Genomic DNA, 15,952 nt, shown 5'->3' with positions numbered 1-15,952 from the left:
CAAAAATTGACCACCGATAAAATTTCTAATTAACCACAACAGTTACCGAACCATCAAAATAAACCATTAACCATTGGTATTTATGTGTTTTTTAGGAATATAATTAACTACTTATGCTATCAAAAAAAATAATATATTTTCATCCTAAAATTTAGCCAAAATATTTTAAATATCTCAATAAATATCTATACATTTATGGAAAATTTACTAACTATAATTCCTGATAGTCCCATCGTCACTTTTACAATTCTCCTACTAATAATTTTAACAGTACCTCCTATTTTTGAAAAAATAAAATTACCGGGTTTGGTTGGTTTACTGGTAGCTGGGGTTGTATTTGGCAATGATGGATTAGGTTTACTGAACGCTGAAAACGAATCCGTTAAATTATTAGCAGATATTGGCAAAATTTACTTAATGTTTGTGGCAGGGTTAGAAATTGATTTAGTCGATTTTCGCAAAAGTCGTAACCGTGCCTTGGGGTTTGGGGTTTTCACTTTCATCTTTCCTCTGATAGTAGGTACGGGGGTGGGTTTATTTTTTGATATGGGTTTAAATGCTTCGGTGTTAATTGGCTCATTACTAGCTTCCCATACCCTGTTGGCTTATCCCATTGTCAATGGTTTGGGGGTGGTGGGTAATGAAGCGGTGGTGGTTACCATTGGGGCAACTATTGTGACGGATACGGCGGCTTTATTAATATTAGCCATTTGTATTTCCATTCATGGGGGAGATTTTTCCCTAGGTAGTTTAATTGTTCAATTAGTAAGTTTAGGGATTTATTCCTTAGTGGTTTTATATGGGTTTGATAGGGTAGGTAAAGAATATTTTCGTCGTACGGGAGATGAACAAAGTAATCAATTCTTATTTGTTTTATTTGCCGTTTTTCTGGCTTCTGTGGGGGCGCAGTTAATTAATATTGATATTATTGTGGGTGCTTTTTTGGCTGGTTTAGCGGTTAATGATGTGGTGGGGGAAGGCCCTGTTAAGGAAAAAATTGAGTTTGTGGGTAGCACTTTATTTATTCCTTGCTTTTTTGTTTCCATGGGTTTATTACTTAATATTTCTAGTTTTGCCACCACTTTAACTAATGATTTACCTTTGACGGTGGCTATTGTGGTTGGCTTATTTGTGGGTAAGTTTCTAGCGGCGATCGCCTCTAAGGTCAGTTTTAAGTATAATTGGGATCAATGTTTAACCATGTGGTCATTATCTTTACCGCAGGTAGCTGCCACCTTAGCCGCCACCCTAGCAGGGGTAAGGGCCGGTTTATTATCCGAATCGGTATTTAATGCAGTCATTGTCTTAATGTTAGCCACCTCCTTAGCCGGCCCTATTTTAACCAAAAAATTTGCAGGAAAACTAAAAACCGCTCAAATTGCCACCACCCCTGCCACCAATTTAGAAGATATTATTGAAGCCACACCAGAAAAAATTGCTTATCCTGAAGGTCATGACAAACCAAATAATTTATTCAAAGTTATTATTCCCATCCATAACCCCTCCACAGAAAAATTTTTAATCGAAATGGGTGCTATCCTCGCTAAACACGAAGCCGGAATGATAATTCCCCTCTGTGTGGCTAAAGCCCACATACACATGGATGAGCCAGAATTAAATTTTGCCATTGCCCAAGGAGATAAATTAATATCACGGGCTATGAAGTATAGTCAAGAATTGAATGTCACCGCCAAACCGATTATCCGTATTGATGATGATGTAGCCCAAGGTATTAGCCGTAGCGCGAGGGAAAATGATGCCAGTCTCATCTTAATGGGTTGGACTCCGATAACCACCATTCAGGCAAGGTTATTTGGTAACTTAATTGATAACGTTTTTTGGTCATCCCATTGCCCCGTTGCGGTAGTTAATTTGTTAGATGAACCTAGTAATATTCGTTCTATCTTAGTACCTGTTAAAAATATTGACCTAAAAATTATCAAAATTATTCGTTTTGCTGCCATTTTTGCGGAAATGAATCAGGGTAGCTTAACCTTACTTCATGTTCATGATCGTAAAGCGACTCGAAATGAAATTAATTTATTTCAAAATGCACTACAAGAAACGGTTGCCCCCATTAGCCATAAAATCGATATAACCATTAAAACTCTACGTTATCAAGATCCTGCCGAAGCCATTGTTCATACCGCCAACAAATACGATTTTGATTTAGTTATGTTACGTTCTGTACGCCGACGTACTGCAGGGGGGTTAGCCGTTAGCGATGTTACAACCCAAACCATTAAAAAATTAAAACGCTCAGTGATTTTATTAGGTGAGCCCCATTAGGATAAATATTAGCAACTATCTTTGTGAAATCCTCTCCCAGAAAAAATAGCTGTAAAATAGAGTTTAAGCAAATCTGAACCATAATATCAATTTACTAAACAAAATATATGAGTGTAGCAGAACAAAAAAATCCATCAACATCAGGATTAGATGCACCCAAAAGGGGTTTACCTGTCACCATTATTACAGGATTTTTAGGTAGTGGAAAAACTACTTTATTAAACTATATTTTAGAAAATCAAGAGGGTGTAAAAACAGCGGTTTTAGTAAACGAATTTGGTGAAATTGGCATCGATAATGATTTGATTGTTTCTACGGATGAAACCATGATCGAGCTAAGTAATGGCTGTATTTGTTGTAATATTAACAATGATTTAGTTGATGCGGTTTATAAGGTTTTAGAAAAAGACGAAAAAATTGATTATTTAGTAGTTGAAACCACTGGAATTGCCGATCCTTTACCCGTTGCGATGACTTTTTTAGGCACGGAATTAAGGGATATGACAAGGTTGGATTCTATTATTACCCTTGTGGATTGTGCTAATTTTAGCCTTGATTTATTTAACAGTGAAGCGGCTTACAGTCAAATTGCTTACGGTGATATTATTATTCTTAACAAAACTGATTTAGTTACCTCTGATGCTGTCGATACCCTTGAGAGTAGGCTCAAGGAAATGAAAACGGATGCTCGAATGATGCGCACTACTAATTCTAAAGTACCTTTACCATTAATCTTGAGTGTGGGTTTATTTGAGTCTGATAAATATTTTGACTCGGAGGAGGAAAAGGGTCATAATCATGATCACGATCATCACCATGAACACCATCATCATGATCACGATCATCACCATGACCATGAACACCATCATCATTCCCATCACCTTGATAATGATGGCTTTACTTCTGTTTCTTTTGTTAGTGATAAACCGTTTTATATCCGTAAATTACAATATTTCTTAGATAATCAGTTATCGGCGAATGTTTTTCGTGCTAAGGGGGTATTATGGTTTCATGAGAGTGCAGATCGTCATATTTTTCATCTTAGTGGAAAAAGATTTACCATTGAGGATGATATTTGGAAAGAAGGGCAATCTAAGGGTAATAAGTTAGTTTTTATTGGTCAAAATTTGGATCATGATTTAATTAAAGAGCAGTTGGAAAGTTGTTTAATTAACGATTAGTGTTCAGGTTTTAAGTGTTAGGTAAATGGGCTAATAATTAATAATTAATAATGGAAAATTAATGATAAATATTAGATTTTTACGGTAATTTTTCACGGTATAATTAATTATAAGGCTAATAAATAATTAGCTATATTTAGTTTTAGCTAAAAACTGTTTAAAATTTGATTTAATAACTATATTTGTCTATCTTTTTCCTATGCTAATTCCCCTCAGAAAAGAAGCTCTTGATGATATGATACCTGCGATCGCAACGGGGACACAATATGCTTATTATTGGGCTAATTTTTCGACACTATTAAAAAATTTATTTATATCTTTGCTAGGAGTGTTGATTTTTTGGTTATTGGGGGCGATTTTTGGGGAAGCTACGGAAGGAATTTCTTTGATTTTGACGGTGACGGCTGGTTTATATTGGTTATGGAGTCCTGTATATTGGGCTAGTGTACGTAATGGCAAATATAGACGTTATAACTATGTGGGCTTTTGGCGTGGTAGGGTGTTGGATGTTTATATTACCGAAGAAGTGGTAAATGAGGCTTCAGCGCTAGATAAACTGGGTAAAGTAATTATTGTGGAAAATTTGCAGAAAAAAATTAACGTAGAAGTGGGGGATAAAAGCGGTTTTAGGGCAACTATTACTAGCCCTTTACAACGTATTCATAAGGTTATTAATCGTGGTCAGGCGGTGGAGGGTTTATTATTATCTAATGATCCTGATTTTATGCGTATTAGTAAAGTTACAGATATATATATTCCCCGTCATAAACTGTGGGTGGGGGAATATCCTTATATTCGACGGGATATATTTTTAGATGTTAGAAAAGAGTTGGCTAAAATTTATGGCTAATTAAAGTTTTGGTTGAGGAAAAGTAATGACAATGATAATAGCCCATCGGGGTTTATCTACAGAAAGCCCAGAAAATACCCTTTCTGCTTTTCGTTTGGCAATGGCTAAGGGCGCTGATGGTATTGAGGGAGATTTTCATTTAACGAAGGATAAGCAAATTGTTTGTATTCATGATACCCATACCGCTAGGGTTGCAAATACTAGATTAATTATTAAAGATTCTACTTTAGCTCAATTAAAAAAACTTGATGTGGGATGTTGGTTTAATTCAAGGTTTAAAAATGAAAGGATTCCTACCCTTGAGGAAGTATTGGCAATCTTACCCCCTGAAAAAAAATTTTTTTTAGAAATTAAATCAAATTCTGAGATAGTACCTTATCTTTTGAAGATACTAAAAAATAGTAATATCAATTTAAATCAGCTGGTAATTATATCTTTTAATAGTCGTAATTTGCAATATATTAAACAGGAAATGCCTGAGTTAAAAACCATTCTTTTATTAAGCCTTAAAACTATTAATAGTATTAAGTTATCAAATTTTTTGGCGGAGAAGTTATTAAAAAAGTTAGCTAAAATTAAAGCGGATGGTATTAGCACTTCTGTATCACATTTTCTTACTAAACATTATATTTATCAGTTTATTTCTAAGGGATATGAATATCATTTATGGACAATTGATAATAAAAAAACTGCCGAACAATTTATTAAAATAGGAGTTAATTCTATTACTACTAATACTTTAAGAATTATTGAACTATAATCAGTATTTGATCATCTTTAAAATATTATCACTATTCGCCACTACCTTTATTATCTTAAGTTGAGTTCGGATAATTTGTTATAAATAAATTATATCTTCACCCATCGTGTAATAAATTACACGGCTAATGGTAATTCGTTCAATAAATTGAACTAAGATATATTTTGATTCACAAATTTATCATAAACTATTATCACCCTCACCCCTCATCTCCCATACTCCTCATCAGCTTAATACCTGCAACCCAATAATAATAACAACCCCCATCCCAAATAGAGGTTATTTTATCAGCGCACCTTATCCGATAACTCATTATTAATAATTTGGGAAACTTTACCTTTTTCTAAGTTAATAATAAGATCGGCTTTTTGAGCTAAATTAAGGTCATGGGTAATTAAAAAAGTGGTTTTACCCTTAGCTAAATTTAACAACGATTGGATAACTTCCTGCTCATTTTGACTATCTAAACCCGTTGTAGGTTCGTCTAAAATGAGAATAGGTGTATTATTCATGGCAGTACGGGCGATCGCAATACGCTGTCTTTGTCCTCCCGAAAGGGTTGCACCCCTTTCCCCCATAAAAGTATTATACCCTTGGGGTAAATTAGAAATAAAATCATGGGCATTAGCCAGACAGGAAGCCTTAATAATTTCCTCATCCTTAACATCGGTCATACCATAAGCAATATTATCCCTAATTGTCCCCGCAAATAAAATAGTTTCCTGTAATACCACACTAAGTTGCGATCGCACCGAAGAAATAGTATAATCCCGAATATCATGGCCATCAATTAAAACTTGTCCCTGAGTAGGCTCATAAAGTCGTAATAATAAATTCATCATCGTTGACTTACCACAACCAGAAACCCCCACAATAGCCACCAATTGCCCTTGTTTTACCCGAAAATTGACACCCCTTAATAAACAATGCCCCTCCCCATAAGTAAAAGAAACATCACGAAACTCCACATCTCCCCTAAACATCGGCGCTGGTTGTGCATCAGGCAAATCTTGAATAGTAGGAATTTCCTGAAAAATATTTAACACCCTTTGTGCCGAAGCCGCCGACTTAGCCAAACGCCCCGTATATTTAGCAAAATTCTGAATCGGCTTAAAAGTATTTTTGAGATAAGTAAGAAAAACAATAACATCCCCTACACTCAAAGCATTCTGCAACACTAACCATGAACCATACCACAACACCACCGCTAAAGCCAAGGCAATAATGACATCAACAATCCTTTCGAGGGAAGCTGATAAACGTTGCGTTTCAATAGCCTTACGTAAACTCTGCTCGTTTTCATGGGCAAATACCTCAAAAAAAGCATTTTCCAAACAAAGGGCTTGAATCAGCTTTATAGATGTCATAGATTCGGCAGAAGTAGCCGCCAACAATCCTTCCCGTTTTCTTTGTTGTAAAGATGAAGTTTGAATACGTTGACTAAGACGATTTACCGCCAAAGAAAAAAAAGGTAAACTAATTAAAGCCACAGCAGTTAACCTTGCATTTATCCAAAACATAATTCCCACAGTGCCTACCAAAGTGAGAATACTAACTACCAGAGGTAAAGTTGCCGTAATAAGAATTTCTTGAAGGCGACTCGTATCACTACTAATGCGAATAATTAAATCTCCGCTTCTCGTAGTGGTGTGATAATCCAAAGATAAAGCCTGTAGATGTGCATAGAGACGATTTCTCACCTTTGTCATTACCCTACTGCCTACCATGGCTAAACTCACCGCGCTACCATATCCAGCTAAAGCCCGAAAAGCACTAATGGCAAACACTGCCACCGCACAAATAGTTAGTAAAGTTATGGGGCTAATTTCACCGACATAGAGAATATTAATCGACTTATTTTGTAATACATAATCTAAAACAAATTTGAGGGGTAATGGTTCAATGATTCGTAAACAAACATCTGCGATAATTGAAACAATAGCAATAAATAAGAGAATTTTTTCTTGTTTTAAATAAGGGGCAAAATTATCTAGTAGCTCTTTTAAAATTGGCAAGGATGTCTCTAATGTTTTCGTTTTATTTTCTGACATAATTTAAACTATTAATACTTATTAAAAAAATCTAACTATAGCTATTGAATAAGTGAAGGAAAAAGAATAAATTTAAATAATTGATTAATCAAAAGTAAATTACCATAATAAATGTAAAATAATTAATATAACACTACAGTGATTTAACCAAATAGACTTTAATAAAATTCACTGAATATGTTTTTTTAATCATTTAATTGATTGTGCTATGGGGTAAATAAATTATGATAAATAGATGAAAATATTAAATGTATTAATTAAGTGTTAATCATGGTTTACTAATATAGGTATGTCAACCCCACCTTGATATTATTTCCGTTTATTAGTAATATAAATACTTCAATAAAAATATTAATCTTATATAAGATCATTACTTAATTAAGTTTAATATACTATCAGTAACTTGAATCCAAGTATGATTGTTAATAACATAACTATGACCATTTTGACCCATCTTTTGAGCCAACAAAGGATTATTGAACAATTGCTCTAAATAATAAATTAAAGCATTTATATCTCCAGCAGGAACTAAAAAACCATTTTTATCATGACTAATAATAGTTTTTAATTGTCCAATATCACTAGCAATAACGGGTAAACTAGCCGCCATATATTCATATACCTTAAGAGGAGAAAAATAAAAATTTTTAAGAGCAGGATAAGGGGCTACACCTACATCCATTTGTGAAAGCAATAAAGGTATTTTATTTGGTGAAACTTTACCTGTTAAAGTAACTACTGCCTCTAATTTTTTATTACTTATATCTTGTATTAATTTTTCTTTTTGTGTACCATCTCCTACAATTAATAATCTTCCTTGGGGATATTTTTTATAAAAATTATTAAAAGCATCGAGCAAAATATTTAAACCGTGCCAAGGTTTTAAAGTGCCTACAAATCCTATGGTAAAAATGTCTTTTTTTAGATTTCTTGAAACATCAGAAAAACGTTCAGGATTTACACCATTAGAAATTACTTTAATTTTTTCAGTATTGGCTAAATATGATTTTAAATAGCTTTTAATTTCTTCGGAAACCGCAACGATATGATTAGTTAAATTAAAAACTTTGTGAGCAATATTTTCTGCTTCTATTTTATGAAATAATCCTCGGTGTTTTTCTTGCTCGTCTATTAAAGGAGAATTTACTTCTAAAATAGTAGGAATATTATGTTTATATCCATATTCTATTCCTTGATAACTCCATAAAGAATAACGCTCATAAATTAAGTCAAAAGGATGATTTTGCTCTAACAACTGATATAATGTGTGGTTGATAGAGATAGCTTTTTTTTCTCTTAATTCTAATTCCCCTTTAGGAATAGGAGGGAGTAAGTATATATCAATATTATCTTTAAATTCTTGAGGTATTTCCCCCCCCAAACGAGGAGTAAATAAAGATATTTTTGCTCCTTTTTTTATAAAACAACGTATAATTTCTTGGACATGGATAGAGCAACCTTTTTCCCCAAAGACAGGAATACCAGCATCAGCACAAATATAAGCAATACGCATAATAATTTAAAATTTAAATGATTAGTTATACTAAATAACTGTTTTTCGTTTTTTGTTTTATTATTCAAATAATTTGAAAATAATCATTAGGATTTATTTAATCAAGCAGTAAATATCCAAATTACACAATATTATTTATTTCTGATTCCTTGCACTTTAATAATTTACTTTTTTATCATTACTTAATTACCAAGGAAATTTTGTCGCAAAAATTGACTATTTTGGTAAATATTAAAATCAGATTCGATTAATTTTCGTGCCTCTACAGCGCACCTTACCCGTAAATCTTTATCTATTAAAAATTTTTGTATAGCCAGAGCTAAACTTTTTACGTCCTGTTGTGGTATGATAAGACCCGTCTTTTCATGGATTACTAATTCGGGAATTCCTGTAACATCTGTGGCGATACAAGGAGTACCTAAAGCCATAGATTCTAATAATACAGTGGGTAACCCATCCCTATTGCCATCCTTCCCGATGATATAAGGTGCGACAAATACCGCTGATTCTTGCACTAATTTAAAAACTTCATTTTGGGGGCGATCGCCCTTTAAACTAACCTTATACTGTAAATTAAGATCAAGAATTTGTCGATGTAACTCCCCGTGTAAATCACCACTACCGATAATCTGACATTCAAAATCACAACCCCACCGATTTAACAAATCACAAGCATCCACGAGAATAGACAAACCCTTTTTCTCCACCAAACGCCCCACAGAAATAATCCGAGGTAAACGATTATCAGGAGACTGAAAAGAAAATTGACTAACATCCAAACCATTGTATATTCGTTGCACATTTTGCCCCAGCGCACCATATTTTGTTGTTAAATAATTTTTGTTATAGTCACTCACCGTAATAACAGATTGTGCATCCCGTAACTTTCTCGCAAAATCATCAACATTAACACTGTCATGGAAAATATCCTTAGCATGGGCAGTAAAAGTATAAGGAATATCTGCAAAATGTGCCGCTAAACGGGCTACACTCGTCGCCACCGAAGCAAAATGTGCGTGTAAATGGGTGATATTTTTTAACCTCACCTCCCTCGCCAACCATAAACCCTGATAAACCACACTAGCAGACTCCCCCGCCGCAAAAGCTAACCTCTGCCATATATCAGGAATATATCCCGCCGTTTCTTGCAATTCTGCCCAAAAATAACTCGCCGCCGTAGGATTAACACTATTTAAGTAAGCGCTTTTTCTACCTTGAGTGGGCTTTTTAATATAGCTAACCGATGCTTTTACCTGAGAAATAATATTTTGAAAATGACTATCACAAGGAGGGCGCAAGGCAAAAATTTCTATATCTAAACCAATTTTTTCATGGGCTAAAATTTCATTGACAATAAAAGTTTCTGAATAACGAGGGTAACGTTTAACTACATAACCAATACGATGTGATTTTTCTTGCATGATAAATGATTGATTCTAAATTGTGTTACTAAATAATGTTTGATTACATTAAAAACCTATATTTACTATCTATTTTCCCCACAAAATAATTAGTTATTACCTAAGCAACCATTGGAAATTTATTAGATGAGTTTTTGTGCTGTATTTGTTGACAAATACTATTTAAATATAGGGGAATTCTTTTTAATCCGTGAAAATCAATATAATTATGTACTTGAGGTGTATTTTTTTCTTCTTTTAACCATTTAGCTAAAGAATCAGGAGTTAAATTATCTGGGTGTAACATATCCACTAATCCCAACTCTTGTAACCTTTGAATGCGTATTAACTGCTCACGACGAGGATTAATTCTCGGAATAATTAAAGCTCTTTTTTCAAAAGATAAAATTTCACTGGTGCTATTATACCCACCCATAGAAATTACCCATTTTGCCTCTTTTAAAAGAAAAGTAGGTTCTTTTACATATTTCCACACCCATAAATTAGATCTATTTTTTGCTATATTTAATAAATATTCTTGTACTTCTTTGGGCATAAAAGGACCAGTAATAATTATCCCTTGAACATTATTAGGTAAAATAGTTTGTGCAAAAGTCAAAGCTAAATTAGCTCCATCTTGCCCTCCACCAACCATACATAAAGCTAAATCTTTATTATTAAGTTTAAAGTTAGACTTATTCGAGCTAAAATCTAATCTTGACCGTTGATCAAAGTAGCCTGTATAACGAAATTTACTCGCAATATCCGTTGAAAATTTATACTCTTTAATGGCATCATAAATCATAGGATCTCCATAAATCCATACTTCATTATAATAGGTACGAATTATCTTCTCATTTTTCGCTTTCTTCCATTCTTGATATACTGTTTTTGGATCGTCTAATATATCTCTTAAGCCAAGAATTCTAAAGGTATTTGTTTCTTTTTTTAAATATTTAAGAGTTGGTTTTAACTCTCCCATTGCCCCCTTCGGCACGTTATCAACTATTAATATATCTGGTTTAAAATTTTGAATTGTTGCTAGAATAATGTGCGATCGCATCTTAACAATTTCATCAAGAGACATCTGCCATTGTTTTGCCTCATAACTTCCCCTCTCATTTTTATACAAAGCAGGTAGAGTAACACAATCAATCCCATCACCGCCACTAAAATTATTACTCTGATTTGTACCCGTAATCAGTAAAATATCCACATTCAGAGGAGAAAGCCCCAAATTTTGAGCTATCAATAAATTACGTCTTTTATGCCCTAAACCCATAGTATCATGGGAGTAAAGCACTATCCGCCATCGCTTAGAAGAAGAATTTCCACAGCTAGAAATCGCAAAATTAGAGCTTGTGTCTAAAGATTGCGTCAAAGAATTATTTTCTTCACTAAAATTGCAGTTCATCGGTCAATAATATGTAAATAAATATGGTTAATATTTGTTTAAGAAGCAAAATATCCCTAATTTGTTCCTGAATCTAACTATTTATACGTAAACTTTATACAAATTATATATTTATCCTCTCTAATACTGATAAAACCGTAAAATCAACCAACCTCATCAGCAATCATTATCCATTAGATTAACCAAAATCTGTTAACAAACCCTGACAGTAATCAAACAAAATAGGAGTTGAAAACTGACGCTCAGGAAATAGGGTACTAAGATATATATGCCTTACCAGCGTCAAAATAGTATAAATTCTCATCTCCTTTCTTTTGTCTTCTCCTACCAATGAAATAAACTCATTTTCTAAAATATTTTCCTGAGCCTTAAAAGCGTGAAAATGACCATATCTTCTTAAACTATACTCTATTATGTGTCCCAAAAAATTTCCCATATCAAGGCTAGGATTACCCAAACAATATAAATCTAAATCTAATAAATAAAAATGCTCATCATCTACGATAATCTGATCAAAATAAAAATCACGATGAATACCACATAAATAGTGATTTTCTTCCATTAATTGACCAAGAGAATCACACTTTTTCAAAATATCTTTAATTTGAGACTCCCAATGAGGATAAATCTTTAAAACTAAAGGTAATTTTTGATGTAATATACTCAATTCATCAACTATCAAATGAGAATGAACAGTGGCTATGTTTGCTAAATGTAATTTACGAATAACATAGGGAATTTTTTCTATAATTTGTCTATTCATCTCAGGATTAAACAAATCTGTTAAAACTTTTCCCGATACTTTTTTTTGTAACCACATTTGCCACGGAGGAATTAAACCAAAAGGTTGAGGCACAGAAATTTGATCCAAACAATCATTATTAAAGCCATTTTCCCATAGCTTTTGTTGTAAATTATAGGTTTTAAAATCAGTACCTTTTGCTTTTATTTTACCAATTAATATTAAACTATTATCTCCTTCAAAAGTAAACTCAATTAAACATCTTTTTTCTGGTTTATAACGAATTACTTCTAAGGCTTTTAACTGATACTTACTCATTAAATCAGACAAAAATTGATTAAAATAGCTTTCCACATTATCTTTATTTAAAATGTCTGTTAGAAACACCATTTTCTTATCAGAACTTAGATTATACTTATTAATAATATTCATATTTATTTTTATAAAATAAACAATATATATTTATGTTATTTGCTAACTTTAATTAATATCAAAGTATCGTAAAAAAGCAAGAAATAGTTAATAACTAACCATCACGAATAATTTCATTTACTACATAGTAACTTGAAAAATAAACATAGCTTAATTGTTTTGTATGAACAATTTTGATAATATCTTGTTATTAAAGTAGATGATCGTAAAACAAAAAAAATATAAAAAATAATGGTAGAAAACAGGGAAAGCGAATACTATAAAGAGTCCGAGGCAACTAGAGTTAGAGTTTTAAGCGAGGCACTTCCCTATATACAAAAATTTGCAGGACGTACCATCGTTGTGAAATACGGTGGTGCTGCCATGAAAGATGATAATCTCAAAGAAGGAGTAATCAGAGATATTGTTTTTCTCGCCTCCGTGGGTTTAAATCCAGTGGTAGTGCATGGAGGTGGCCCAGAAATTAATGTTTGGTTAACAAAATTAGGTATCGAACCTCAATTCAAAGATGGATTAAGGGTAACAGACGCTCAAACCATGGACGTGGTGGAAATGGTGTTGGTGGGTAGGGTAAATAAACAATTAGTTACCCTGATTAATAACGCTGGGGGAAAAGCCGTTGGTATATGCGGAAAAGATGGTAATCTAATTCAAGCTAGATCGGTAAATCGTGAAAAAGTTGGTTTTGTCGGAGAAGTCACTAGCGTTGATAGCTCTTTAGTAGATTCCCTTGTAAAAAGTGGTTATGTACCCATCATATCTAGTGTCGCAGCGGATTTTGATGGACAACCCCACAATATTAATGCGGATACCGTGGCGGGAGAAATTGCCGCCGCTTTGGGGGCTGAAAAATTAATTTTATTAACCGATACCCCCGGGATTTTGCAGGACTATCATGATCCTTCTACGTTACTATATAAGTTATCAATCCAAGATGCTAGGGACTTAATCGATCAAGGGGTGGTGTCTGGGGGAATGATTCCCAAAGTAACTTGTTGTGTACGCTCTTTAGCCCAAGGGGTAAAAGCGGCTCATATCATTGATGGTAGAATCCCCCATGCTCTATTGTTAGAAATTTTCACTGATGATGGTATTGGTTCAATGATTGTTCCTTAATTTTCAGCTTTTGAGGGTGAATTTCACCCTTTTATTAACAAACAAAATTTAACGTAAATCAAGAATATTATCTTTAAAGTTATCGGCTATTTTTGATAGAAATGTAGAGCGAGAGGATTCTTTATTTTTTAAGTTCTGGGTATCTTTGTTTTGATGATTATCCATCCTTGAAGATTCTTTATTTTCACGACTCCATAAAGAAAAAACTTTAATCATTTTCATAAGTAAAAGCTCCTTGATATTTTTATCAAAGCGAGTACTCCATTATATTCTCACTATTTGATAAATTAGCTAGTTTTTATTATTCATGATGGTTGTTTCAAAAAATTATTTTCGTGACATTTATTCTTAATCTGTTGCATTTCTTCATATATTTTGTAAGGGATAATAATCAAGACAATGATTAATTATTTTTCCCTCGTTACTTTTGATTAATAACAGCGCACCTTAAACCCATAAAAAATTACTCATCAGCAATAGTCAACCTTTCAATATTCCAAAAAGCACCACCAAGGGGAGAGTATTCCACCCCTTCAATGCGATTTCTTACCGCAGATAAAGAATAAGGATTCACCAGATATATTAAAGGTAAATATTCCATAGCTAACTGCTGAGTTTGATCATAGATTTGCTTACGACGCTCAAATTCTAATTCCCTTGCCCCTTGTACATACAAATCACCGATTTCCCTTTCCCAGTCTGCAACCACTCGGCCTTGGATGTCTTCCCTTCCTGCTTGGGGTTTTTGATTAAAAAGATGTAAATTACCGTCAGGATTCCAAAGATTAATGCCCCCGTTAGGCTCATTTCCCCCTGTAAAACCAATAATATGGGCTTCCCAATCTAGGGAATTACTGAGTTTATCTACCAATACATTAAAAGCGATGGGGGTAAAATCAACGATAACCCCGATTTGCTCTAAATCTTGCTTAATTTGAGAGCCTAGGGATTCCCTGATGCGGTTTCCTGCGTTGGTAAGAAGGCTAAATCTGACGGGATGATTGTCGGCATCAAAAAGATTACCGTTATTGTCATATCTAAATCCTTCAGCCATTAAAATCTCTTTGGCTAATTCAGGGTTATATTCGTAGCCTTCTACGGTAGGATCGTAGAATGGTGACTGCACCGAAATAGGTGAATTTTGTTGTTCTCCTAAACCCCTATATATATTATTAATCATTCTATCACGATCAATGCTATGGGCGATCGCCCTTCTAAACTGCACATTATTAAACCACTTCGACTTATAAGGAGTCACCAAAGGAGTACCATTTCTCGAACCTTGATTGAGATTAAAAGCCATAAAAGTAGTACCATAGGCAGCACCACCATTATAAATAGTAAAATCCCCCTTGTCCTCCTCCCGTTTAAGTAAAGAAAAATACTCAGGGGAAACCCCTATAGAATCTAAACTGCCAGAGCGAAATTGTAACAAAGAAGTGTCCGTCGATTCCACAATTTCCCACACCACATCTTCAATATAAGGTAATTCATTACCCTCCTCATCCTTCTGCCAATAATAAGGATTTCTCGTAAAAATAACCCGCTGAGAAGTAGAATAACTTTTCAACTGATAACGGCCATTAACAATCAACTCATCAGGAGGAGTATCCACCCCCCACACAGAAAGAAACAAAGGATTACCATCCCGATCCCTTTCTTGCACCGTTTCCTCTAAAATATGTTTAGGTAAAATTGCTAACCCTGTGCTTTCTAAAAAAGGAGCAAAAGGTTCATTAATCGTAAACCTCACCTGTCTATCATTTAACTTCGTCACCGTAGGCAAAGCACGACTTTCCCCCACCCTCAAACTATCCCTTGCATTACTAGGAATTTCCTCATTCAGATAGAGTTGATTATAACTAAATACCACATCATCTACCGTCAAAGGTTCACCATCAGACCATTTTAAATTTTCCTTGAGAGTAAAAGTAATATTAAGATTATCCTCCGAAAAAGTCCAAGACTGCGCCAAGGCAGGTTGAATTTCCCCCGTTAAAGGATTTTCCTCCACCAATCCATCATAGGTTAAACCAAAAATATTAGGAGACTCCTGAGACAAAACAGCGTTGAATGTTTTAGGATCACTTAAAATAGCTTGAGTTATCTGAGATTGTTGCCTCGTCTTATTTACAAGAGTAGCATCACCACACCCCGATAATAAAGTTAAACTCATCAGCATCACCAAAGCCCCACTAATTATC

At 33.9% G+C, this 15,952-nt stretch carries 12 protein-coding genes; 5 read left to right on the top strand and 7 right to left on the bottom strand.

The features are described 5' to 3' along the window. Nucleotides 1-195: 195 nt before the first annotated feature. The 4 genes from IQ215_RS01925 to IQ215_RS01910 all read left to right on the top strand — a co-directional run bounded on the left by IQ215_RS01925 (nucleotide 196) and on the right by IQ215_RS01910 (nucleotide 5,080). Entirely contained in the window at nucleotides 196-2,289 is a 2,094-nt protein-coding gene (locus tag IQ215_RS01925; protein ID WP_193799643.1) for a cation:proton antiporter, read from the top strand. 107 nt (nucleotides 2,290-2,396) lie between these two features. Continuing rightward, entirely contained in the window at nucleotides 2,397-3,470 is a 1,074-nt protein-coding gene (locus tag IQ215_RS01920) for a CobW family GTP-binding protein (protein ID WP_193799642.1), read from the top strand. Nucleotides 3,471-3,669: 199 nt separating this feature from the next. Then, nucleotides 3,670-4,320, top strand: a complete 651-nt coding sequence (locus tag IQ215_RS01915) for a phosphate ABC transporter permease (protein ID WP_193799641.1) — start codon at nucleotides 3,670-3,672, stop codon at nucleotides 4,318-4,320. Between the two features lie 25 nt (nucleotides 4,321-4,345). After that, nucleotides 4,346-5,080, top strand: coding sequence for a glycerophosphodiester phosphodiesterase (locus tag IQ215_RS01910; protein ID WP_193799640.1), 735 nt, complete (start codon nucleotides 4,346-4,348; stop codon nucleotides 5,078-5,080). A 287-nt stretch (nucleotides 5,081-5,367) separates the two neighbouring features. On the opposite strand, the gene IQ215_RS01905 is transcribed toward IQ215_RS01910, so the two are convergent. The 5 genes from IQ215_RS01905 to IQ215_RS01885 all read right to left on the bottom strand — a co-directional run bounded on the left by IQ215_RS01905 (nucleotide 5,368) and on the right by IQ215_RS01885 (nucleotide 12,632). Then, nucleotides 5,368-7,131, bottom strand: a complete 1,764-nt coding sequence (locus IQ215_RS01905; RefSeq protein WP_193799639.1) for an ABC transporter ATP-binding protein — start codon at nucleotides 7,129-7,131, stop codon at nucleotides 5,368-5,370. A gap of 370 nt (nucleotides 7,132-7,501) precedes the next feature. Further along, the gene (locus IQ215_RS01900; RefSeq protein WP_193799638.1) at nucleotides 7,502-8,644 is read right to left on the bottom strand and encodes a glycosyltransferase family 4 protein; all 1,143 of its coding nucleotides are present in this window, start codon (nucleotides 8,642-8,644) and stop codon (nucleotides 7,502-7,504) included. Between the two features lie 182 nt (nucleotides 8,645-8,826). Then, nucleotides 8,827-10,065, bottom strand: a complete 1,239-nt coding sequence (locus tag IQ215_RS01895; RefSeq protein WP_193799637.1) for a glycosyltransferase — start codon at nucleotides 10,063-10,065, stop codon at nucleotides 8,827-8,829. A gap of 100 nt (nucleotides 10,066-10,165) precedes the next feature. Continuing rightward, on the bottom strand, nucleotides 10,166-11,458 hold the full coding sequence (locus tag IQ215_RS01890; RefSeq protein WP_241735227.1) for a glycosyltransferase family protein: 1,293 nt from the start codon (nucleotides 11,456-11,458) through the stop codon (nucleotides 10,166-10,168). A gap of 178 nt (nucleotides 11,459-11,636) precedes the next feature. Beyond that, entirely contained in the window at nucleotides 11,637-12,632 is a 996-nt protein-coding gene (locus IQ215_RS01885) for an aminoglycoside phosphotransferase family protein (RefSeq protein ID WP_193799636.1), read from the bottom strand. Between the two features lie 231 nt (nucleotides 12,633-12,863). Between IQ215_RS01885 and argB the strand changes: the two genes are divergently transcribed. Then, the gene (gene argB / locus IQ215_RS01880; RefSeq protein ID WP_193799635.1) at nucleotides 12,864-13,748 is read left to right on the top strand and encodes an acetylglutamate kinase; all 885 of its coding nucleotides are present in this window, start codon (nucleotides 12,864-12,866) and stop codon (nucleotides 13,746-13,748) included. A 48-nt stretch (nucleotides 13,749-13,796) separates the two neighbouring features. Here argB and IQ215_RS14295 read toward each other — a convergent pair whose 3' ends face one another. Next, the gene (locus IQ215_RS14295; RefSeq protein ID WP_206688476.1) at nucleotides 13,797-13,964 is read right to left on the bottom strand and encodes a hypothetical protein; all 168 of its coding nucleotides are present in this window, start codon (nucleotides 13,962-13,964) and stop codon (nucleotides 13,797-13,799) included. A gap of 247 nt (nucleotides 13,965-14,211) precedes the next feature. Next, nucleotides 14,212-15,924: an ABC transporter substrate-binding protein gene (locus tag IQ215_RS01875; RefSeq protein WP_241735226.1), complete on the bottom strand. Its 1,713-nt coding sequence runs from the start codon at nucleotides 15,922-15,924 to the stop codon at nucleotides 14,212-14,214. Between the last annotated feature and the right edge of the window lie 28 nt (nucleotides 15,925-15,952).

Source organism: Cyanobacterium stanieri LEGE 03274 (assembly GCF_015207825.1).
Taxonomy (GTDB): Bacteria; Cyanobacteriota; Cyanobacteriia; order Cyanobacteriales; family Cyanobacteriaceae; genus Cyanobacterium; species Cyanobacterium stanieri_B.
Note: the sequence above shows the minus strand (reverse complement) of the source record. Positions and strands in the feature narration are given on the sequence as shown.